Origin of the sequence: Lysinibacillus composti, assembly GCF_016908465.1 — a bacterium.
GTDB lineage: Bacteria > Bacillota > Bacilli > Bacillales_A > Planococcaceae > Ureibacillus > Ureibacillus composti_A.
In genome coordinates this window covers 60303-84050 of sequence record NZ_JAFBDY010000014.1, presented here as the reverse complement: position 1 = coordinate 84050, position 23748 = coordinate 60303, and the positions used below count along the sequence as shown (strand labels likewise).

At 34.2% G+C, this 23748-nt stretch carries 21 protein-coding genes; 6 read left to right on the top strand and 15 right to left on the bottom strand.

Features of this window, described 5'->3' with window-relative positions:
* Positions 1 to 144: 144 nt before the first annotated feature.
* The 4 genes from JOD29_RS14150 to putP all read right to left on the bottom strand — a co-directional run bounded on the left by JOD29_RS14150 (position 145) and on the right by putP (position 5896).
* Entirely contained in the window at positions 145 to 1026 is an 882-nt protein-coding gene (locus JOD29_RS14150) for a DUF6612 family protein (protein WP_124765908.1), read from the bottom strand.
* Between the two features lie 203 nt (positions 1027 to 1229).
* The gene (locus JOD29_RS14145; protein WP_124765906.1) at positions 1230 to 2717 is read right to left on the bottom strand and encodes a peptide MFS transporter; all 1488 of its coding nucleotides are present in this window, start codon (positions 2715 to 2717) and stop codon (positions 1230 to 1232) included.
* Between the two features lie 281 nt (positions 2718 to 2998).
* Entirely contained in the window at positions 2999 to 4285 is a 1287-nt protein-coding gene (hflX, locus tag JOD29_RS14140; RefSeq protein WP_124765904.1) for a GTPase HflX, read from the bottom strand.
* A 123-nt stretch (positions 4286 to 4408) separates the two neighbouring features.
* Positions 4409 to 5896 (bottom strand): sodium/proline symporter PutP, encoded by a 1488-nt coding sequence (gene putP / locus JOD29_RS14135; protein ID WP_124765902.1) that lies wholly within the window; start codon positions 5894 to 5896, stop codon positions 4409 to 4411.
* Between the two features lie 273 nt (positions 5897 to 6169).
* On the opposite strand from putP, the gene JOD29_RS14130 reads away from it, so the two are divergent.
* The 3 genes from JOD29_RS14130 to JOD29_RS14120 all read left to right on the top strand — a co-directional run bounded on the left by JOD29_RS14130 (position 6170) and on the right by JOD29_RS14120 (position 9204).
* Positions 6170 to 7333, top strand: a complete 1164-nt coding sequence (locus tag JOD29_RS14130; RefSeq protein WP_124765900.1) for a class I SAM-dependent methyltransferase — start codon at positions 6170 to 6172, stop codon at positions 7331 to 7333.
* A 222-nt stretch (positions 7334 to 7555) separates the two neighbouring features.
* Positions 7556 to 8176 carry a DUF47 domain-containing protein gene (locus JOD29_RS14125; protein WP_124765898.1) on the top strand — a complete coding sequence of 207 codons (621 nt, stop codon included), beginning with the start codon at positions 7556 to 7558 and terminating at the stop codon, positions 8174 to 8176.
* Positions 8177 to 8187: 11 nt separating this feature from the next.
* On the top strand, positions 8188 to 9204 hold the full coding sequence (locus tag JOD29_RS14120) for an inorganic phosphate transporter (protein WP_124765896.1): 1017 nt from the start codon (positions 8188 to 8190) through the stop codon (positions 9202 to 9204).
* Between the two features lie 114 nt (positions 9205 to 9318).
* Here JOD29_RS14120 and JOD29_RS14115 read toward each other — a convergent pair whose 3' ends face one another.
* The 11 genes from JOD29_RS14115 to JOD29_RS14065 form a co-directional block, all read right to left on the bottom strand.
* Positions 9319 to 9780, bottom strand: coding sequence for a hypothetical protein (locus tag JOD29_RS14115; protein ID WP_124765894.1), 462 nt, complete (start codon positions 9778 to 9780; stop codon positions 9319 to 9321).
* A gap of 90 nt (positions 9781 to 9870) precedes the next feature.
* The gene (locus tag JOD29_RS14110; RefSeq protein ID WP_124765892.1) at positions 9871 to 10950 is read right to left on the bottom strand and encodes an AI-2E family transporter; all 1080 of its coding nucleotides are present in this window, start codon (positions 10948 to 10950) and stop codon (positions 9871 to 9873) included.
* A gap of 174 nt (positions 10951 to 11124) precedes the next feature.
* Positions 11125 to 12822 carry a M3 family oligoendopeptidase gene (locus tag JOD29_RS14105; protein WP_124765890.1) on the bottom strand — a complete coding sequence of 566 codons (1698 nt, stop codon included), beginning with the start codon at positions 12820 to 12822 and terminating at the stop codon, positions 11125 to 11127.
* Positions 12823 to 13091: 269 nt separating this feature from the next.
* Positions 13092 to 13667: a YdcF family protein gene (locus JOD29_RS14100; RefSeq protein WP_239585726.1), complete on the bottom strand. Its 576-nt coding sequence runs from the start codon at positions 13665 to 13667 to the stop codon at positions 13092 to 13094.
* A 328-nt stretch (positions 13668 to 13995) separates the two neighbouring features.
* Complete coding sequence (locus JOD29_RS14095) at positions 13996 to 15291, bottom strand: arsenic transporter (RefSeq protein WP_148090325.1); 1296 nt, start codon at positions 15289 to 15291, stop codon at positions 13996 to 13998.
* 52 nt (positions 15292 to 15343) lie between these two features.
* Positions 15344 to 16063: a YebC/PmpR family DNA-binding transcriptional regulator gene (locus tag JOD29_RS14090; protein ID WP_124765886.1), complete on the bottom strand. Its 720-nt coding sequence runs from the start codon at positions 16061 to 16063 to the stop codon at positions 15344 to 15346.
* 151 nt (positions 16064 to 16214) lie between these two features.
* A complete protein-coding gene (gene ypfJ / locus JOD29_RS14085; RefSeq protein WP_124765884.1) occupies positions 16215 to 17072 on the bottom strand; it encodes a KPN_02809 family neutral zinc metallopeptidase in 858 nt (285 codons plus the stop codon).
* A gap of 97 nt (positions 17073 to 17169) precedes the next feature.
* A complete protein-coding gene (locus JOD29_RS14080) occupies positions 17170 to 17637 on the bottom strand; it encodes a low molecular weight protein-tyrosine-phosphatase (RefSeq protein ID WP_124765882.1) in 468 nt (155 codons plus the stop codon).
* Positions 17638 to 17765: 128 nt separating this feature from the next.
* Positions 17766 to 18368, bottom strand: coding sequence for a lysophospholipid acyltransferase family protein (locus tag JOD29_RS14075; RefSeq protein ID WP_124765880.1), 603 nt, complete (start codon positions 18366 to 18368; stop codon positions 17766 to 17768).
* A 75-nt stretch (positions 18369 to 18443) separates the two neighbouring features.
* Positions 18444 to 19295 carry a putative RNA methyltransferase gene (locus JOD29_RS14070; RefSeq protein WP_124765878.1) on the bottom strand — a complete coding sequence of 284 codons (852 nt, stop codon included), beginning with the start codon at positions 19293 to 19295 and terminating at the stop codon, positions 18444 to 18446.
* A gap of 132 nt (positions 19296 to 19427) precedes the next feature.
* Positions 19428 to 20090 (bottom strand): nuclease-related domain-containing protein, encoded by a 663-nt coding sequence (locus JOD29_RS14065; protein ID WP_124765876.1) that lies wholly within the window; start codon positions 20088 to 20090, stop codon positions 19428 to 19430.
* Positions 20091 to 20330: 240 nt separating this feature from the next.
* Between JOD29_RS14065 and JOD29_RS14060 the strand changes: the two genes are divergently transcribed.
* The 3 genes from JOD29_RS14060 (at position 20331) to JOD29_RS14050 (ending at position 23707) form a co-directional block, all read left to right on the top strand.
* A complete protein-coding gene (locus tag JOD29_RS14060) occupies positions 20331 to 21197 on the top strand; it encodes an AraC family transcriptional regulator (protein WP_124765874.1) in 867 nt (288 codons plus the stop codon).
* Between the two features lie 308 nt (positions 21198 to 21505).
* On the top strand, positions 21506 to 23194 hold the full coding sequence (gene nagZ, locus JOD29_RS14055; protein ID WP_158610576.1) for a beta-N-acetylhexosaminidase: 1689 nt from the start codon (positions 21506 to 21508) through the stop codon (positions 23192 to 23194).
* Positions 23195 to 23260: 66 nt separating this feature from the next.
* A complete protein-coding gene (locus JOD29_RS14050; RefSeq protein WP_124765870.1) occupies positions 23261 to 23707 on the top strand; it encodes a hypothetical protein in 447 nt (148 codons plus the stop codon).
* Positions 23708 to 23748: the final 41 nt, after the last annotated feature.

Below are 23748 nucleotides of genomic sequence, written 5' to 3'. Positions count from 1 at the left end.
TTCTTTCAAGAAAAAATGACAGTTTTTTGATGTAGATTTATATTTTGATATTGAAATAAAACGAGGCCTTCAAAACTACTTCTTACCCTTTATCTGGGCTTTTTTCATTCTTATATTTTCGGCTTCCTTATTCAAAGTACAATCTTAATATTGTACTTCTACTGCTTGATCAATTACTTCTTGTGGAACAGTTATTGCTTCTACACCATCAAAATTATTAAATGTTACCTTTGTGTCGTTTGAAATTGACATAGATTCACCTTCCATATCAATTGTAAAGTCAAGTACCATATCCATTGCTGTAATATCAAAAGTCTTTTTATTTATTGTAATAACGTAATCAACTTTATCGAACTTCATGCTATCAAATAATTTTTGCTCTTCAGTCGTCCCAAGCATTTGATTGATTTGCATTTGTTCAACTATATACTCACTAAACTTATCTCCTGCTGCATTCAATGTTAATACATATGCATCATTTGTTTGTTCAAATTTAAATTCATTTATAAACGACTTCATGCCTGCAAGTTGTTCTGCAGCATTTACTTGATTTGCCGTTTGCCCCATCATTGCTTCAAAATCAGTAACCGGGAGTTTCAACCATTTTTTCGATTCGGAGTCGAAAGTAAACATCCCTTGTTGGTTCATATACATTTCCATATCAATACTAACATCTTCACCCGACTCAGGATTTGTCATTAGCATTGTGCCATCCATATACATAGCTAACGGTTCAATAACCATGTCCAAGACCATGTCATTTTTTGTTGCCATTTCAAGACTTTCCTCTCCAGAACCTAGGGTCATTATTTGATTTAGCTTCATATCTGCACTAACACTAGTCAATTCATTTTGTCTTTCTATTGCTTTCTCGTAAACTTCTTCTAACGTTAATTCACTAACTTCTGGCTGTTCAGTTGGATTCTTTTCTGTATTATCTCCACTCACTGGTTCTGCTGTACTATTACAAGCAGACAAAACAACTACTAGCACACTTACTAGAAAAATTAAGAACGACTTTTTCATACTCTACTCACCCTTTCAAAATTAAACGTACACTTCATCTACGGATAGAACAGAAAAAAGAGTCACTTTATTGGAGGAATTTACTTTAATTTCCAACAATCCATCACTAGTATCCATTAAATTTCCATTTATAGGTAATTTAATGATAAAAAAATCCGAAGCATTATGCATGAACATAATACTTCGGAGATGGAAATTTATATTTAATTGACTCCGCGCATTGCTTTTGCAATTAACGGTGTTAAAACTAATAAAAGAGCACCTAATACAATTGATAAACCACCAAGCACACCAAAGTATGTGATTTCGGTTACAGCTTCGTAAATTCTTACTAATTGCGCATTAATAGCTTGTGCAGTTGCACTTGTTAAGAACCATAAAGACATCGTTTGTGCTGCAAATGCTGCTGGTGCAAGTTTTGTTGTTGCTGATAATCCTACAGGTGATAACAATAATTCTCCAACTACTACTAAGAAGAATGAAAGTACTAACCACCAAGGACTAACTAGTTCAGTTCCACCAGACATTTTTGCTGGAATAATCATTACTAAGAAGGAAGCCCCTGCAAAGAACAATGAAACCGCGAATTTCTTAGGTGTTGAAGGTTGACGGCTTCCGAGCTTAATCCATAACCATGCAAAAACAGGTGCAAAAATAATAATAAATAATGGGTTTAAAGATTGGAACCAAGAAACTGGAATTTCAAAATTACCAATAGTTAAATCCGTACGAGTATCCGCGTATGTTGCTAAAATGGTAGCACCCTGTTCTTGAATCGCCCAGAACATAACTGCCGCAATAAATAATGGAATATACGCTAGTACACGTGACTTCTCATCTTTTGTTGTTTTTGGACTACGATACATAACGATAAAGAATACTGTTGGAATTAATACACCTAGCGTAGTTATGATTAAACTAAAGATCGCCATTGTTAAATTACCAGTTGTGTATAAAATTGCTCCAAATATTAGTATTGCAACAATCCCTAGAACTGCATTTCGAATTGTTTTCTTTTTTTCTTCTCCAGTTAACGGGTTTGGAACTTCAACTCCCGCTAAACCTAAAAATTTCTTTTGCGTTACATAAAAGACAACTAAGCCGATAAACATCCCAACAGCAGCTATACTAAAGCCTAAATGGAAATTATATCTTTCGCCAACAAATCCGATTATTAAAGGTGAAATAAACGCACCCATATTAATTCCCATATAGAAAATACTAAAACCAGAGTCACGACGGTTATCGCCTTCTGCATACATATCCCCAACGATTGTTGATACATTCGATTTTAATAAGCCTGTACCAATAATAATAAATGCCATTGAGATTAATAATGCTGTAAGACCGCCTGGAAACGATAAAGCGATATGTCCAATCATAATTAGTATTCCACCGTAGAATACTGTTTTTCGAGTACCCCAGATTCGGTCTGCAAACCAACCACCAATAATACTCGACATATAAATTAACGACCCATATAATGCCATAATCGAGTTAGCTGTACCTCGGTCTAATCCTAATCCGCCTTCATGTAATTCATAATACATGTAAAGAATCAGTATTGCGCGCATTCCGTAATACGAAAATCGCTCCCAAAATTCTGTAAAGAATAATGTTAACAATCCTTTAGGATGCCCAAAGAATCCTTTTTGAGGGACGGATTTAACTATTTCGTCTTTGCTATACATAATGTTCCCTCTTTCTTTCATTTTATTTATATTTTCTGACAATTTAAATTAACTTCTATTGTCTGACGACTGCTCTCTTACATTAAATCATTTTAATTGTTTTTTCAATATATTTTAAAAAAGTTTGAATGTTTACTTTCTTCTATATTTTCCATCTTTTTCTCTCGAAACCACTTACTTACCACTATCAGACGAAAAAAAAGATTAAGATATTAATATCTTGATATAATTTATAGAACTAAAAAGAGTAACGATTGGTTAGATCGTTACCCTTTTAAAAATTATTTCACTACATATTGTTCATATTTTTTATAATCTGTGTCCTTTAGTTCAACACTCACTAATGTACCATTTTCCTCATACTCCGTTGATAGCACCGTTGCATTTGCATTTAGATAAGAAACAATGTCACCACGGTCAAACGGAAGTAACATTTGACATGTTACATAATTTGAAAAGATATTTTGGCGAATCATTGTAATTAACTCATCAAGTCCAGTATCCTGTTTTGCTGATAACCATATATTATCACCACTTACTAATGGATATGTTACATTGGCCATATCCGACTTATTATAAACATAAATAGTCGGTATATCTTCTATTTCAATATCCTTTAACGTTTTGTTAGTGACATCAATCATAAACTTATGTTCTTCATTTGAAACATCTACAACATGTAGTAATAAGTCTGCCTCCCTTGCTTCTTCTAACGTTGAACGGAATGCTTTTACTAAATGATGAGGAAGTTTACTTACAAATCCAACCGTATCCGTTAATAAAAACGACTTCTTATCTGGTAATTCTATATTTCGCACAGAAGTATCCAATGTGGCAAAAAGCATATCTTTTTCGAATACTTCCTTTCCATTACTTTGTCCAATTTTCTTGAGCAATTGATTCATTATTGTCGATTTACCAGCGTTTGTATAACCAACCAAAGATACTACAGGAATTTCACTTTTCTTCCGTTGCTTTCTTTGCGTGTCCCGCTGCTCTTTTACATGCTCTAAGTCTTTTCTTAACTTTGCAATTTGATCTTCTATTTTACGGCGGTCTAATTCAAGTTTCGTCTCTCCGGCACCACGGTTTCTAAAGCCCCCACCTGTGCCACCTCCTTGACGAGATAATGAGGCGTGAAGACCAACTAACCTTGGTAACATATATTGTAATTGTGCAAGCTCCACCTGCATTTTTGCTTCACGTGTTTTTGCACGGCGGTCAAATATATCTAAAATTAACATCGTACGATCAATAACTTTACATTCTAATTCATGCTCTAAATTTCGTATTTGTGATGGAGACAGTTCGTCATTAAAGATTACTAAATTTGCTCCAGTCTCTTCAAATAGCGACTTTATTTCATCAACTTTACCTGTCCCAACATAATGTGAAGGTGTAACACGTTCTAAGTTTTGAGTCACAGTTCCAACTACTTGTACATTTAAAGCTTCAGCTAAATTAGCCAACTCCTCCATAGAGTATTCAAAATTTGGATCATTGACTAAATTAACACCTACTAAAATTCCCTTTTCCTCTAGTATTTCAACTTCTTTTAAATCAGCCATATAATACCTCCATAACCAAATTTCGGTTCCATCTGCTTATCGTATCATATATTATATCCTTACAAATACAAATAAAGACCCACAACTATTAAAGTTATGGGTCTAGAATTTTGGTAAATTTTATTATTCTCTATCTGTTTTTAAAAGTTCTAACGTTTCATCAAATTCGCTCTCAATTTCAGCATTTCGTTTGTAAGTAATTAAACTTACAACTACCGCTAAGATTAGGTTAATAATGAAACCTGGAACAATTTCATATAACATTCCAGATAATGTCTCACTTTGTCCCCAAACGAAGGCAACTACTGCACCCGCGATCATACCAGTTAACGCACCAACATTTGTTAACTTTCTCCAATATAATGCAAGTAGGATTGTTGGTCCAAATGCAGCACCAAATCCTGCCCATGCAAACCCAACTAAGTCTAGAATTGAACTATCTGGGTTCCAACCTAAAATTGCTGCAACAATTGCAATTACTAAAACAGATAAACGACCTGCCATTACATAGTGCTTATCAGATGCATCTTTTTTAAATAAAGCTTTGTACATATCCTCAATCAATGCAGATGAAGTAACAATTAATTGTGAAGAAATTGTACTCATAACTGCTGCTAAAATAGCTGCTAACATAATTCCTGCAATAAAAGGATGGAATAAAATTTGACCCATAACAATAAACACGGTCTCTGGATCTTCAAGAACTTGACCACTTTGTTGGAAGTAAGCTAACCCAACTAGTGCAGTACCAATAGCACCAACTAAACTTAAAATCATCCACCCAATACCAATGCGGCGAGCTTGCTTTGTTTCTTTTACAGATTTAATGGCCATGAAACGAACAATAATATGAGGTTGACCAAAATAACCAAGACCCCAAGCAACTGAGGAGATTACCCCTGCAACAGTTGCAGTTGAAGCAAACAGATTAAAATGTTGTGGGTCAACGGATTTAATTGAATCAATTGTCTCTCCCAAGCCCCCAGTGAAGAATAGACCAATCGTTGGAACTAATATTAATGCTAAGAACATGATCAAACCTTGTAAGAAGTCAGTATAACTAACCGCAAGGAATCCACCAAATAGTGTGTATCCAACTGTAACTAATGATACGACAATTAGCCCGGTATGATAGTCAAAACCAAATGAACTTTCAAAGAATTTACCACCCGAAACCATTCCAGATGATACATAGAAAGTAAAGAATACTAAAATAACAATCCCAGATACAATACGAATCAATTTCGTATTGTCACGAAGACGGTTGTCTAAGAAACTAGGAATAGTAATTGAGTTTTTAGATACTTGAGTATATACACGTAAACGTGGAGCAACTAATAACCAGTTTAACCAAGCACCTACTGTTAAACCGATTGCAATCCAAGCCTCTACCATACCAGCTGCATAAATTGCTCCAGGTAACCCCATTAGTAACCAACCTGACATATCCGCTGCACCCGCACTTAACGCTGTAACAGCAGGACCTAAATCACGTCCACCTAACATATAATCGTTTAAATTTGTAGTTCTTTTATATGCGTACCAACCAATAATAATCATTGCTAGCATATAAATAACAATCGCTAGTAATTGAAATGCGTAATCTGACATTTCTCTTCCCCCTTGATGTAAGTAAATATTACGTTAAGAATAATGTCGTAAAACAGAGAATTATTAATCCTATTCTAGAACATATACCTATTTCAAATTTACCACATAATATATCAATTGCAATATTAAAGTTTTTCCAAAATTCTATTTTAATTGAATATTGACTATGCTATTTATTATTTTAGTAATAGATTTATATAGAAACATGTGAATACCACTTAGAACACTGCATATGATAAACTTATGCCAATTACTAAAAGTGAGGCAGAAATTATGGAAATCGAACAAATGAAAGAACAGTTTTTAGAATATATAGATAAGAAGCAACTTGTTAATGCAACCATCAGTCAACCAAGACAAAAATCAAATGAAGTCAAACGAATAAAATTAAAACCAATTGAACTAAAAGGTGTATATCATATTCAAATTGAGTATCAGTATGAACGAATTTTAAAACACGAAAACATTATACTTGAAAACTTTCCAGATGCTTTTGATCAATTTTTAGAAGGTTTCCGTCAAATACACGCACAATTTTCCCAAGAAACCGTTCATATTCAATTGTCGAAAAAGAATAAAGTTTTATGGAAAAGTGAAAAAGGTAAAACGTCGAAACCTGTTGATTTATCGCATAATCGCAAAAAGAAGTATTTATTAGATGATTCAACTCCTTATCCGTTTTTGATCCGTTTAGGTGTACAAACGGAAGAAGGAAAAGTGAAAAAGCAAAAATACGACAAATTCAAACAAATTAACCGTTTTGTTGAATTTATTGATGATGCATTAATGCACTTACCTCAAGATCGTGAAATCAGGATTCTTGATTTTGGTTCTGGAAAGTCATATTTAACTTTCGCCCTATATCATTACTTAAAAATTGAAAAGGGTTTAAACATCCGTGTTACCGGACTTGATTTAAAGAAGGAAGTAATTGAAGAGTGTAATCAAATTGCTAAAGACTTACAATATGAAGATTTAGAGTTTTTAGTTGGTGATATTAATGATTATAATGATGAAACCTCTGTAGATATGGTTGTAACACTACACGCATGTGATGTAGCAACAGATATGGCATTAGCAAGAGCTGTTCGCTGGGGAGCTAAAGTCATTTTAAGTGTTCCGTGCTGTCAACATGAATTAAATCGTCAGTTAAATGCGCCTTCCCTCGAAGTAATGACACAACACGGATTAATTAAAGAACGTTTTGCTTCACTTGCAACTGATTCAATTCGTGCAGAAATATTAAAGCTTGTTGGATATGAAACCCAACTACTAGAATTTATAGATATCGAACATACACCTAAAAACATCTTAATTCGTGCATACTTTACTGGTAAAAAGCCATCCAACGAACAATTTGCTCGATACAATGCGTTTGTTGAGTTTTTATCAGCTAATCCATTCCTTCAAAACGAATTAAATGATCTTTTACCCTAAAAATTGTATTTCATAATGAACCCTATATTGGGCAAGTATATTTACTAGGTAAACCAATACCGAAGTCGTATACTTGCTTTTTTGGTTTAAAAAATTCTTATTTATATTACAGGAATGTAAATTTTGTTTATTTCAACCAAATAATTATATAGATTTCGTAAATACTTTGTTATTCTATTATTGTTTTTGTTTATATTTTATTTACAATTCAGGAGGATTTACATGTTTAATTCTAAAAAGACAGACCCTTTCTTTGTTGCCTTACACAAGATTGCTGAGAATATGAGAGAAGCTATACATTATGCTAACGACTTTAAAATCGAAACAGTCGCAGATTTAAAAGAGTTAAGTATTAAAATGAAACAGTATGAAACTGATGGAGATAAATTAATTCATGAATTAATCGTAATGTTGAATAAGTCATTTATGACTCCGATTGAACGTGAAGATATTTTATCTTTAGCAAATAAAATGGATGATGTCTTAGATGGAGCTGAACATTGTATTGCTCACTTTGAAATGTTTTCACTTTTTGAAGTAGATAAATCAATGCGTACTTTCATGGAGTTCATTTCTAAAAGTGCAGATGAAATTGTTGCTGCTACTGAACATCTAAACAAAAAAGACTTACCATCAATGCGTAAACATATTATCTTAATTAAAGACTACGAACGTGAATGTGACGAAGTATCTCGTTCATCGATCAAACAATTATTCCTTAACGAAAAAGATCCTATCCGTTTAATCAAATTCAGAGATATTTACGACCAATTGGAAGAAGTTGCAGATTCTTGTCAAGACGTAGCAAATACTCTTGAAACAATTATCATGCGTAACGCGTAGGTGGAACTTAAATGGATACAATAATAATCTTAACAATACTAGTCGTAATTTTTGCACTTGGTTTCGACTTTATTAATGGCTTTCATGATACGGCAAATGCTATTGCTACTTCTGTTTCAACACGTGCATTACCTCCAAGGGTAGCAGTATATTTGGCTGCTATTATGAACTTCATTGGTGCAATTACATTTGTGGGAGTAGCAAAAGCTATTGCAAAAGATATCGTAGATCCATTTGCTTTAAATGTTGGTGCTAACGATACAACCGGAACAGTAGTTATTCTAGCTGCCTTAATATCTGCGATTATCTGGAACTTATTAACTTGGTATTATGGAATCCCATCAAGTTCATCGCATACGTTAATCGGTTCAATTGCTGGTGCTGCAATTGCCGCAGCCGGATTTAACATTTTAAATTATAAAGGATTTGTATCAATCCTCGAGGGATTAATTTTTTCTCCTTTTATAGCTTTAGCAATGGGCTTTTTAGTCATGTCTTTATTTAAAGTCATGTTTAAAAATTTAAATTTATATAAAACCAATAAAGGCTTCCGTACATTCCAAATTTTCACTGCAGCCCTTCAATCCTTTACACATGGTACAAACGATGCCCAAAAGGCAATGGGTATTATTACAATGGCTTTAATTGCTTCGGGATTACAAACATCTGATGAAGTACAAGAGTGGGTTCGAATTTCCTGTGCTATCGCTATGGGTCTAGGAACTTCAATTGGTGGATATAAAATTATTAAAACAGTCGGTGGTAAAATTATGAAAATCCGACCAGTAAACGGAGCAGCAGCTGACCTTGCTTCAGCTTCAGTTATTTTCGGTGCAACATTAATACATTTACCAGTATCAACAACTCATGTTATTTCTTCAGCAATTATGGGTGTAGGTTCAGCTCAACGAGTGAAAGGTGTTAAATGGGGAGTTGCCCGTAAAATCGTCCTTACATGGATTATTACAATGCCAATCTCAGCAATAATGGCCGGAATAATCTTTACAGTTTTAAATTTATTTTTTTAACTAAAGGAGAGGTGTTGAATTTTATTCGACACCTCTTTTACATAGAATTTGTGGAAATATAAAAATGAGCTTGAATAAAGTTTCAAGCTCATTTTATTATTGATCACGTATTTTTTATTGTTTTAATCGAAATCCTTCTTCTCGTAAGTAATCAACTGCTGCCTCTTTCGACCCAAAACTTTCTTCTAAATTGTTATTAAAATAAACATTCCAGTTTCGTTTTTCATAAACGAGCTCTAATTTCGTTCCCTCTCTAGAAGTCCATACCTCTACAATTGGTTGTTCATCGATTTCTTCTGATAGATAGTTGATTGAATCTGTAATAATTTCTTTTAACTCATCTTCACTAAAGTCTCGAATATTTACTAAGCCCTTATCATTTGCTATAGGTTCATATTTTAATAAATCCCCAACATAGACAAAACCGTTGCCATTCGGATGTAGTTTTTCTACCACAATAGACTTTTCAAATAAACTTTCTTCATAATGATAATTTAAACGATTAAGGGAAATTTCCTTTTTAGTTAGTTGTGGAAATGACTCAATAATCGCTTGTTTTTGTTCAAATGTTAGCATGTTGGTTCCTCTTTTCACTTATTCTCTCTTAGTACTTTTGTTCATAAGAGAACAGCACACCATACGGTATACTGTAACTTTCCTATAATATCAAACATTTTTCGTGGCTGCTTCTTTAATCTTTTTACGTTCTTCATAAACATTTTTTACAATAACTTTAATGACAGCGTAGGTCGGGATTGCAATAATTATGGCAATAAATCCACCAATATTTCCCGCCGCAAGGACAATTGTAATAACTGTTAAAGGGTGTATATCAAGAGATTTCCCCATAATATTCGGTGTTATCAGGTTACTTTCAATTTGTTGCGCCACAAGAGTAATGACACACACCCAAATCACTAATATAGGGTCTTGTATAATAGCAACGACCACTGCCGGTGCTAATGAAATCCACGGCCCTACAAAAGGAATCATATTCATAAAGAATGCGAAAATTGCCAACAACAATGAATAATCTAACCCAATAATTAAATACCCAATTAAGACCATTAATGCGAGTATATAGCTAACTAATACTTGCCCCTGTACATAGTGACGTAAAGCAGAATCTATATCCGCTAACGTTTCTTTTACCCATGTACGCCGTTCTCCTGAAAAGAGATTGTATATATTGGGCGCAAACTTCTCGTGATCCTTTAACATGTAGATAAAGAAAAAAGGCACAAGAATCAATGTAAAAGTTACAGAAACAACTCCACTAACAATCGTTACAACATATTTACTTCCTGTTACAGCAATGTTTTGGATTGAGTTAGAAACTGAATCTACAAAGTTTTCAACTTGTGGTGGGAGGGTGTCTTTATTTTCAAGTACAATGTTTGCTGTATCCATAATTTTATCTCCAATATAAGGAGCATTTTTTACTAAGTTATCCACTTGATTGGAGATCGGATTCCCAATTAATAAGAGAAGCCCTGTTACTAGCCCAGCCAAAACTAAAACAATGGCCGAAATACTTCCCCATCTTGGAAGTCCTCTTTTTTCCAACCATCGCTGTACAGGTTCTGTTATGTAATATAGAACGCCACCCAATAATAATGGCACAAATATTGTTTTTATTATGATAATAAGAGGGTTAAAAATCCAATGGATCTCAACTACATATTTTAAGATTAAAAGAGATATTAATATACCTACTCCTACTTGAAACCATACTTTTTTCGTCATTTATACTCACTCCTTTCATTATTGTTTCTCATACATTTCTTTCCTATTCAACCATTATAGAACTATTTACGTAAACTACGATAGAAAAGTGTCAAAAAAATAAAAAACATTTACTTAATGAATACAAATAAAAACCTCTCGGATTGCATCCAAGAGGTTCATTTTACAAAATCCTTATAATTTTTCATCTTCCACTGAATTTAAATATTCTTCAATAGCACCAATTACTGATTCGATACACCCTTCCTCAAATGGCGAAATGAGTCCTGCTTCTTTAACCAATTTTGTAAAAGACATCGAACCACCTAATTGACATAGGTGAATATAATCCTTCCATGCATCATCAAAGTTTTCTCTTGAGCGCTTCCAAAATTGGAACGCACAAACTTGGGCTAACGTATAGTCAATATAGTAAAATGGACTAGCGTAAATATGACCTTGACGTTGCCAGAATCCACCTTGTTCTAAGTATTCATATCCATCGTAATCACGGTGTGGTAAATATTTAGCCTCTATTTCCTTCCAAGCCTGTTTACGTTCTGCTGGTGTCATCGTTGGATTTTCATAAACTACATGCTGAAATTCATCAACTGAAACACCATATGGTAAAAACAATAAGGCACTGCTTAAATGAGCGAATTTATATTTCTCCGTTTCATCTTTAAAGAATAGCTCCATCCATGGCCAAGTGAAAAACTCCATACTCATCGAATGGATTTCTGCAGATTCATATGTAGGCCATAAATACTCAGGAATACCAATGTTACGGCTTGAGTACACTTGGAAAGCATGACCTGCTTCATGGGTAAGTACATCAATATCTCCAGAAGTTCCATTAAAGTTTGAGAAAATGAATGGCGAATCATAGTTTTCGATAAATGTACAATAGCCACCACTTTCTTTCCCCTTTTTCGCTTCTAAATCCATCAGCTCGTGTTGAATCATAAAATTAAAGAACTCTCCTGTTTCAGGAGATAGCTCTTCATACATCTTTTTACCGTTCTCAACAATCCAAGATGACTCTCCTTTTGGTTTCGCATTACCTGACAAAAAGTTAAGACCTTCATCATAAAACTTAAAATCATCAATTCCTATACGTTTAGCTTGTCTTTCATAAAGTTCTGTTGCTAACGGAACAATAAATTCGCGAACTTGCTCTCTATATTTCTTGACCATTTCTGCATTATAGTCAATACGATTCATATTTATATAACCCAGTTCGACATAGTTTTTATAACCTAATGTTGTCGCAATTTGATGACGTAGTTTTACAAGTTGATCAAAAATATTATCAAACTTATCTCCGTTTTCAGCGAAAAAGTTAAAACGCATTTTCATTGCTTGTTTACGCACTTCTCGGTCAGTAGACTCTGCATAAGGCGCTAGTTGAGCAAGGGTTAGGGTTTTCCCATCAAATTCGATTTGTGCTGAAGCAACTAATTTACTATATTCCGAAACAAGTTTATTTTCCTTTTGCATCAATTCAATTACTTTTGGGGAGAAAGCCTTTATTTGATTTTCAGCCAAAGCAAATAGTTGAGTTCCCCACTTTTCTTCCAGTTGCTGACGGAAAGGCGATTTTACTAATTCCTGATAATACTCAAATACAATTTCTTCAACTTGAGGTGATATGTCATCTAAATAATCACGTTCGTTTTGGTAATATTCATCGTTTGTATCAATTGATGCCCGTATATAGACCAAATTGGCTTGTGTAGAAAAATCATTGCGGAATGCATTAATTTTACCTATTACTTCACTCTGCGCTTCTACTGTTGTTGCTTTTTTGAATTGGTCTACTAATACACGTACCTCCCTTTTTAATTCTTCTAAATTAGGGCGTTTATATTCGTACTCCTTAAATGTAACCATCTTACATCCCCTTCCGTTTTACTAATCAATTACGCCTTGGCGTAATTGCGTCCAAATTTTGAATTGTGCGCAGCCCACAGGATGTAGGTCAGTTAGCCGTTGTCGCACGGATGCGACAGTCTTAGGCTAACTTCCATTTTTAACTCCTTTAAAAATCCGTGACATCCGCTAGAGGCTCTATCTTCATTCAGATGATTTGCTGAATGAAGATAATTATCTACTAACTAGTATTGACCAAATGATGATTGAATACAACTTTGAGGGTAGTGCTATCGTCCAACGATGACAGCTTTCATCAATGCGAACCTTTCCCGATTTCTCAACTTTCTTTCAACTACTCTCGGCGTTTTTGCCTCCACAACATCCACATCTAAATTAAGATATTGCGCAATAAATTGTGCTCGTGCTAAATGAAAATCACTTGAAATAATGGTTACTTTCGAAGTATTCTGTGGGAGAAGCCTTTTAGAAAAAAGTAGATTTTCATAAGTTGAAGTAGAAGCGTCTTCACGAATTAGCCTCTCTTTTTCAATACCAGCTTCCAATAGGTATGTATACATCATATCCGCTTCACTTACTGGTTCATCATCCCCTTGCCCCCCTGACAGAATTACTTTTACGTGTGGGTACTTTAATAAATATTCCTCGGCTGCCACAATTCGATATTGCAATGCTAGACTCGGAATTCCTTCTTCTCTGACTTTTGCCCCAAGAATTATGGCATATTCATTTGTTCCATCAGCCTTTGGTTCTGCACCATGCTTCATGATTGTTTCAGTCCAGACATACATTGCAACGCCAGTAGCTAATAATATACCTATAATCATAAACACCCATTTCCTCATTCATCGCCCCAATACGATTATCCAACTACACAAAGAAGAACTTATCCAATAGAGCCACTACATGAAGTTACCGAGGTGGTTTACGTTTCCATTGACCCACTTTACTAACAGTGCAGATTTCGGATTATGACCATGGTCTATACAATCATTCATGTCATCATATGATTAGCACATCCCTTCTAATGCATGTACTACTAAAGAACAACCGCAAATGCACGTAGATACTCTATTGAAGATATTAAGAAGGTAGTAGAGCTGAAATTAAATAGCTTATTTAACTGAAAAAGGCGTAGATTCCCCACATGGGAACTACGCCATCATTAGTTTCTCATCTTATTATTAATAACCATATATACAAACTTGCTAAGGTAATGAATAACGTAGGAATTGTACAAACAAAGCCTATTTTAAAATAACTACCCCAACTAATCTTAACACCTTTTTGACTTAAAACATGTAGCCAGAGAAGAGTTGCTAAAGAGCCAATTGGTGTAATTTTTGGACCAAGGTCAGAACCAATAACATTTGCGTAGATTAGTGCTTCTCTAATAACTCCAGTGGCACTTGTATCTGATATTGCTATTGCATCAATCATAACTGTTGGTAGATTATTCATTACAGATGATAAAAAGGCTGCTAAAAATCCCATTACAAAAGTACTTGCTAACAATCCGTGGTCTACAGCTACTTGCAATACATTTGAAAGTAATGATGTTAAACCAACATTCTGCAACCCATAAACCACAACATACATACCAATAGAGAAAAATACGATATTCCACGGTGCACCTTTAATAACACGTTTTGTACTAACATAATCACTTCGTCTAGCGAGTAATAAAAATACAAGTGCGATTCCAAATAGAACAAATGAAACAGGGATTTTTAAAAACTCATTTGAGAAAAACCCGACCACTAGTGTCCCCAATAAAAACCAAGATAATCGAAATAGCGTTTTATCCCGTATTGCTTCACTAGGTCCTTTAAGTTGTGCCAAACTATATGTACGTGGAATTGATTTTCTAAAATAAAGATATAGAACGGAAATACTTGCAATAAGTGAGAATAAGTTAGGGATTACCATAACAATTGCATACTCCATAAAGCTTATTCCAAAAAAGTCTGCTGAAACGATATTTACTAAATTACTAATGATTAGTGGTAATGAAGTTGTATCTGCAATGAAACCACTTGCTATTATAAATGGAAATACCATTTTCTCTGTAAAGTTTAAGTTTCGAACCATTGAAAGTACAATAGGTGTCAGTATTAACGCAGCTCCATCATTAGCAAAAAACGCGGAAACAATGGCGCCAAGCACAATGATCAATACAAACATTCGAACCCCATTTCCTTTTGCAAGACGAGCCATATGAAGAGCTGCCCATTCGAAAAATCCAATTTCATCTAATATTAACGAGATTAGAATAATTCCTATAAACGAAATGGTAGCATTCCAAACTATACTCGTTACTTCAATAACATCTGTGAAACTTACGACACCAACTAACAAAGCAATTAATGCACCAATACAGGCGGACCACCCAATTGATAAATTCCTTGGTTGTACGATGACGAAAAATAATGTAACTAAAAATATTATCAGTGCTATTATCGCTTCCACTCTAATCCTCCATAAAAAATCCAGTAGCTATAATGCTACTGGACTTTTTCAATTATTCACCTAAATCTGCATTATGATATACACGTTGAACATCATCTAAATCTTCTAAAGCATCAATCATTTTTTCAAATTTCTCTTTATCAACACCAGAAAGTGCAACTTCTGTTTGAGGCAGCATTGTAAGTTCAGCTACTGAAAACTCTTCAATACCAGCTGCTTTGAAAGCTTCTTGGGCAATGTGGAATTGATCGGGTTCAGCATAAACAATTACAGTATCTTCTTCTTCAAATACATCACGTGCATCGACATCTGCTTCTAAAAGTATTTCTAATATTTCATCCGCAGTTTTTCCTTCAATACCGAATACAGCAGTTGAATCAAACATGTAAGTAACAGAACCTGTTACACCCATGTTACCTCCATTTTTACCGAAAGCGGCACGAACATCCGAAGCAGTACGGTTAACGTTGTTCGTTAATGCATCAACGATTACCATTGTTCCACCTACACCGAATCCTTCGTAACGTAATTCATCGAAGTCTTCCCCGCCTGCACCTTTTGCTTTATCAATTGCTTTATCAATGATATGTTTTGGAACATTATAAGTTTTTGCACGTTCTAAAACAAATTTTAATGCTGAATTTGATTCTGGATCTGGCTCACCTTTTTTTGCAGCTACATAGATTTCAGTACCAAATTTAGCATAAATACGACTAGTATTTTTGTCTTTTTCCGCTTTTTTGTCTTTAATGTTGTTCCATTTACGACCCATTGGATTCACTCTCTCTCATAAAATATTATATATAGAATTAAAGGCATCTCGTACTTTTACCTAAAATAAGTAAATAAGACTGTAATATTATACAATAATTTTTCAACAATGAAAATGGTGAAGAAAAAGCTTCTGTTCTTCCTCACCATTATTATAAATCACTAGCTTTAAATGTGTCGCCGCCTTCGATTGTTCCATTGTCAAAACCTTTTTTAAACCATTTAACACGTTGCTTACTTGTACCATGTGTAAAGCTTTCAGGTACAACATAACCCTGTGCCTCTAACTGAAGAGTATCATCACCAATAGCGTTGGCAGCATTTAACGCTTCTTCAATATCGCCTGCTTCTAAATAGCCTAAATCTTGAACATGGTGCGCCCAAACTCCAGCAAAATAATCTGCCTGTAATTCTAATTTTACTGTTTCAGCATTATACTCTTCTTCGCTTACCTCACCGTTTAATGAATGTACCTGTTGTGAAGTACCGAGCAACGTTTGAACATGGTGACCAACTTCATGAGCAACTACGTATGCCATGGCAAAATCCCCAGGTGCATTAAACTGATCTCTTAGCTGTTTATAGAAACTTAAATCAATATATAATTTATGATCTGCCGGACAATAGAATGGTCCAACTGCAGCACCCGCTACACCACAGCCAGATTGAACACTCTCTGTAAATAATACAAGCGTCGGGTTTTCATATGTCTTACCTTGTTGTTTGAATAGTTCTTGCCATACATCTTCTGTATCTGCTAAAACAACAGACACGAAATCAGCTAATTCTTCTTCTTCATCAGATGGAACATATTCCGTATTACTACCATTTTGAATCCCTTGTTCTACTTGATTTAAAATATCTCCTGAATCTCCGCCGCCCATTAATGTGAAAATAATTACGAGAATAATTCCAATACCGCCAATTCCACCACCAATGACTCCCTTACTCATTCCACGACCGCGGCGATCCTCAACATTGCTACTTTTTCTTCTTCCTTTAAACTCCATATCCATTAGCCCCCTAAATTTGGATGTTTCAATTATTATTGCCCTATTTTTCTAACAAAATAATTAAAATCATCCTTTGGGTAGCGTATTGATGAAATTAGTCTATGTTTTGTTCGCTTATAATTTTATTTATAAAAACTTCACAACCCTCTTTAACTAAATCATACGTTTCTTGAAAGTCACCTGTATAATACGGGTCAGGTACATCTGTTTGGTGTGGTGTTAAATCTAAAAAGCGGAAAATTTTCGGATGGTCAGGCTGGCCAAGCATTTTACGGATGTTTCGTACATTACTTGCATCCATACCAACAATATAATCAAATTGTTCAAAATCGTTGGAAGAAACTTGACGCCCTTTCATTCCACTTGTTGAAATTCCGTACTCTTTGAGCTTTGCTCGAGTTCCTTTATGTGGTTGCTCCCCTAGATGATAAGAACTTGTCCCTGCAGAATCTACTTTAATTTGATCAGTTAAACCCTTTTCTTCAATTAAGTGACGCATCACAGCTTCAGCCATTGGTGAACGACATATGTTTCCTAAACAAACGAATAATATGCGGATCATACTTTTCCCTCCAAACTTTTTCATAAACTGTTGCGAAATGCCGAGTGGATCATATGTAACGTCATTTTTGCATCGTTTTCTCCTTTTAAAAAGCACTCTCCCAATGGAAAGTGCTTAGAGAGATTAGATTATTTTCCTGAGATTTTCTTTAGCTCATCGGTCAGACGAATAAACTCTGATTCTAAAAATTGTGTTGCTTCATCACGAGCTTCTTTCCCACTCCCAACGGCAAATGGTTTTCCGTAAATTAAGTAGCCCTTTTGTCGTTTAACTACTCCTCCAACATCTTTTGGTCCTACATATGCTGCGGGAACAATTTGAGCCTTCGACAGTTGCGCAATAGTAATCGCACCTTGTTTTAACTCTGTATTTTCTGTGGATCTTGTACCACTTGGGAAGATGCCAACAATTTTCCCCTCTTTTATAAGTTGTCGTGGGATTTTAATTACACTTGGTCCTGGATTTTCACGGTCTACAGGAAAGGCATTTAGTTGCGGAAATAACCAGCCAAATCCTTTTGAATCGAACAATTGTTTTTTCGCCATAAAATGAATTTGACGAGGTAACATAGAAACACCTAAATTTAGTATATCGACATAACCGTTATGCGTACACGCAATAACAAAGCCACCGCCATCTGGCAAATTTTCTTTACCATACACTTTTGCTTTTGATCCATTTACCTTTAAGAATACGTTTACGAGTCTTGCACCAAAATTATATAAAGCCACTGTTAGATTCCTACCTTAACTTATATTTATATTCTAATAGCATTGTAATCGAAAGTCGTTGGACGTTTCAATTAGTTATAGATTAAGACTTGCTGTGCCAACTAAAATATCCAGATCAATTGTAATTTCGTCTAATCGAATGTCTTGTATTGATTCAATATGCCAGCCTAATGGAGTCATTTCCAATAATTTAGGAACAAGATTTTCTTCGAGTGGAATACTATAAGTCACTCTCTCTTGTGTAACATTCGTATATTGTTCCTTAAAACGTTTTACAGTTTGCTCATTTGAATATTGTTCTTTCTCAGAGTCTGCAAAAGCAAGTTTTCTTACCTCATTTAAGTAGTTAGATTGAGGTACTACTTTAATAACTCTTCCACCGGGTTTTAAAATTCGGTTAAACTCATCATAATTGGCTGGGGATAAAATATTTAAGATAACATCGAAGCTTTTCTCCTGAAACGGACTATTTGCTAAATCCCCGACGCACCAGATTTTTTGTTCATAATTCTTTGCTGCCGCTACAATACCTTCTTTTGAAATATCTATACCAACAGCTACTACTTCCTGTTTTAATTGGTTGCAAATTCTGTCTAAATGGGAACCTTCACCACAACCAGTATCTAGAATCGTGTAGCAATGATCTCCTATTATCTTAGCTATTGCTTGTTGGATTTCATCATATAAACCACTACACATAATCTCTTTTCTCGATTCGAATAAACTCTTACTATACATTGTGTTTAGTGGCTTTGTCATAAAGTTCACATAACCTTGCTTTGCTATATCAAATGAATGACTCTGTTGACATGATACATGTCCATCATCACTAATGCTCATTTCAGTACTACAGATTGGACAAGCAAACATCACTTGATTTTCTTTCATATAGTTAATACTAGCAACTCTTTTTGAAACTTTCCCCATTGTAATGCTCCTTTTTTATTACTGTTATTAGCATAACACTAAATACTTTATGTATAAAATTTGTCTTCTACACGGGGGCCTAGTATTTTAAAAATGACAAGGTTAACATGTAAGAGCTATATATTTAAATATTTAGTTTACAGGAAGGTGTTTTACTTCAGACTTTTTTGGAACCTCGGTAATCTCCACAAATTCCGTTAAAGCGTTATATACTTTCCCTATATCATTATTAGACAAAATATGTTGATTTTTATCATTCCAGTATTTTGTTAAATGATTGGTTTTAATAACATCAACATTATCAGAATTGATTTCAATTTTATGAAAAGTACATTTGTCTGAAAAAATTATTAGTGAAAAAACTACTTTTGAATCAAGATTTGGGACTACACGATTCACGAAAGACAATGCATCATTATTATCTACAATCGGGTTTGAAAACTTACCCACTTGATCTTTATGATGTACTTGAACCCATTCATCATCTTGCTCCCTACCGAAAATCCATCCTGTTTTCTTTTGAAAATTAAGCATATAAACTCCCGAAGGATGCACGAATACAAGGTCAATAATTTTATTAGAATTAGGTAGTTTTAAATGCCATAATATCTTATGTTCATCTTTTACTTTTTCTAATTTACGAACTAAGTTATAGGTTGAACGTACCTTTTTATTGATCAACACTTGTAAATATGAGTACCCCGTTAATTTGCAAAATTGCTGATTTTCAAATTTATATAAAGAAGTTAAAAGTAGAATTCCCATTAATATAATTACGAAAAGAAACCAAATCATATTTTAGCTCCCCTCTCTATAGTCAATGATTAATATAATTATTTTATCAGAGTTAAAAGATGCTGACCATGAAACTTCTAAGACGATTCTGCGTGCGGTCCTTCTCTAAAATAATCGTCTCTATTACCCAAATGGAATTGAACTTACAATAAGATTAAAAAAGCAGTCCAAACAAAGCACAATGAAACAGGATGTCGGAGCGCTTTCTTAGTTACTATTTAAAACAGGAGGAGATTTTGAATGGGATGGGTAGAATCAATACAAAAAGCAATTGATTATATTGAAGCAAATTTGATAAATGCCGACCTTACGACTTACGACATTGCAAAAGTTGCAAATTCATCTGTCTTTCATTTCCAGAGAACGTTTTCCATTTTAACAGACCATACAGTCAGTGATTATATTCGAAGAAGACGTTTAACTTTAGCAGCACAGGATTTAATCAGTACAGATGAAAAGATTATTGACCTAGCGCTAAAATATGGATATGAAACACCAGAAGCATTTACAAAAGCATTTCGAAAACAACATGGGGTATCACCTACGGAAGCTCGAAAACAAATTGGTACCCTCCAGTCATATAATCGCCTCATAATTCAAATTAATTTGAAGGGAGCAATACCCATGAATTACAGAATCGTTGAAAAAGATGCATTTCAGGTGGTCGGAATAAAAAGAACGTACAATTGTCAAATTGGGGAGAATACAATGGGAATTCCACAGTTCTGGGAAGACGCCCATATAGATGGCACAAACGATCAACTATTCGCATTGAATAATGGGGAAATAAATGGTGTGTTAGGTGTGTGTATTGTAAATGCAGATCAAAAGAGCAAAGGATTAATGGACTATTGGATTGCAACTGCACATCATGGAGAGGTACCAAAAAATCTCCTCTCTACTAAAATTCCCGCTTCTAAATGGGCAATTTTCGAAGTCCATGGTCCAATGCCACATGCAATGCAAGACACTTGGAAGAAAATTTTCTCCGAATGGTTCCCTTCTAACCCTTATGAATACACTGGAACTGCAGAGCTAGAAGTCTATACAAACGGAAACCCTTCTAATCCAGACTATTATTCAGAGATTTGGATTCCGATTAAATAGAAATGATAGGCTTTCAGGGAGAAAAACTCTTTGATAAGCCTTTTTCTAATTAATTAAATTATTAGTCTAGATATTATTGAATTGACATATTTCTAGGAAACAAATTTTATAATTGTCGAAATTTTTATAATTTACAGGAAATAGTTGATTTCCTGGGAAATTAAGACGAAAATATTTATTTCCCCACTTCTTTTGAAAATTAATTTTCAAGGAACAGGAACAATAGTTAATGAAACCTTTTATTTTCTTAAACGACAAATTTCATACCACTTGTTATTTCAACAATCTTAATGTTATGGAGGGAAGATATGTATAAAAAAGGTATATTCATTTTTTTAGCTATCATTGCAGCAGTGCTTACTTTGACTTTACTTATAAAAGATACTGATGTTTTAAATAAACAAAATAAACAAAGTAATAAAGACAATGAAGAAAATAATCAGTTAACCGAAACCAACACTACCTCTCCAAATCAGCTTATTGAAACAATAATCTCTAATGCTGAAAAGGGTAGAATTCCCGACTTTCCATTCATCGCAGGAGAAACATCATTTAAAGAAGTAATCAATGAATTAGGTGATCCACAATCACTTACTCATACAGTTAGTGGAAATTATGCAAACTTTCAGCAGTCTGATCTATCCATCGGTTATGAGCTTTCGAATGTTTTTGATATTCGTTTAAATAATTCCATTTTAAACGAAATTCATTTGGAAGAATTAAAGGAATTCGCTGGAGAACCTGATCAAATAACGTATTACAAAGATCAGACTACCGATCAGATCATTCTTACTTATCATGTAAATTCATCTTATAAACTAAAATGGATTTTCTCAAAACCTAATGAACAAGACCCTAATCCAACTGTTCATCATATTTCGGTAGTCACACAAGCTCATGAACAATTAACCCAAACGATTTCTGAAATGACACTAGATGAGAAAATAGGTCAAATGATTTTTGCAGGGATATCTGGAACAGTTGTGGATCAGCAAACAGAAAACCTTATTTTGCATGACAAAATCGGAGGTATAATATTTTTCAATAGAAACTTAAACTCTCCTTCACAAATTCTAAAATTATTAAACAATTTAAAAAAGGTTAATTCGAATAATAACTTCCCATTGTTTTTTGGGATTGATGAAGAAGGCGGTCAAATATCTAGATTACAATCAGCGTTTACACCTCTTCCTTCTAATCAAGTTGTAGGTCAAGTTAATAACGTATCATTTGCCTATGAACTAGGAACAATACTTGGGAAAGAGTTATCAACTTTTGGATTTAACCTTGATTTTGCGCCTGTATTAGATGTAAATAGTAATCCGAATAATCCCGTCATTGGTAATCGTTCTTACGGAAATAACAAAGATCTTGTTGCAAAGCTAGGCGTAGAAACAATGAAAGGGATTCAATCTAAAAATGTGATTTCTGTCATTAAACATTTTCCAGGTCACGGTGACACTTCGGTAGATTCACACTACGAACTTCCATTAGTGAATAAATCGAAAGAGGAGCTCCAACAATTAGAACTAATCCCTTTTAAAAAGGCAATCGCAGAAGGGGCAGATGTTATAATGATTGCACATATTTTATTACCAAAGATTGATCCTTCATCTCCTGCATCGATGTCTAAAACTATCATTGATGGTTTATTAAGAGATGAATTATCATTTGATGGTGTTGTAATAACAGACGACCTAACGATGGAAGCAATTACAGACAATTATAGTATTTCACGAGCTAGTGTAGAATCTATCAAGGCAGGAAGCGACATAATTTTAATTGCCCACAATTATGAGAATATTACCTCTTCCGTTCAGGCTATAAAGAATGCTATTAATAATGGAGAACTTTCCGAACAAAGAATAAATGATAGTGTTCGTCGTATACTTTTATTAAAAGAAAAATACAAATTAACTAACTCTCAAATTAATGAAGCTAATGTTGACGAAATTAATGAGTTAATTAATCAATTAGAGGAAAAATATAATTCATAAATTTTGGGACTATGTAAATAATAAAGATAATGTTTTAAATTCCTAATGATCACGGAGGTTTTTACTGTGGACATCATTGATGAACATTCAATTCCAGCTTTCATCGATTCGAACCAGCTAATCATTGAATTAGAAAGTGTCGATATTTACAATAATGTCATCGCCCCTGTTCACGCGAAAGAATATGAAATTCAACCAGAAATAAAGGTTCCTTATCATATAGAAATCGAACAAAATGCACAAAAAAGTGTTGATGAAGGACATTCTCCTTGGAGATTAGACCCTTTATTCACAACTCAAGTTTTTGTAAGTGTCCATCTTTTCCCGGATGGTATTGTTGGCGATTATCCAATTGAAGAAGAAAATTTAAAATTAATACACAGTGATGTTGAACTCGCTATAGTAGAGGTAAACGATGAAGATACAAATATTAAAAGAGTTTATTTAAAAAGAGTGGTACGCCAAGAACCGACTGGAATTTGGACAGTTATTGGATATGATGTAACCAAATAAAAAACTCGCCATGTGGTCAATCCACAATGGCGAGTTTTTCA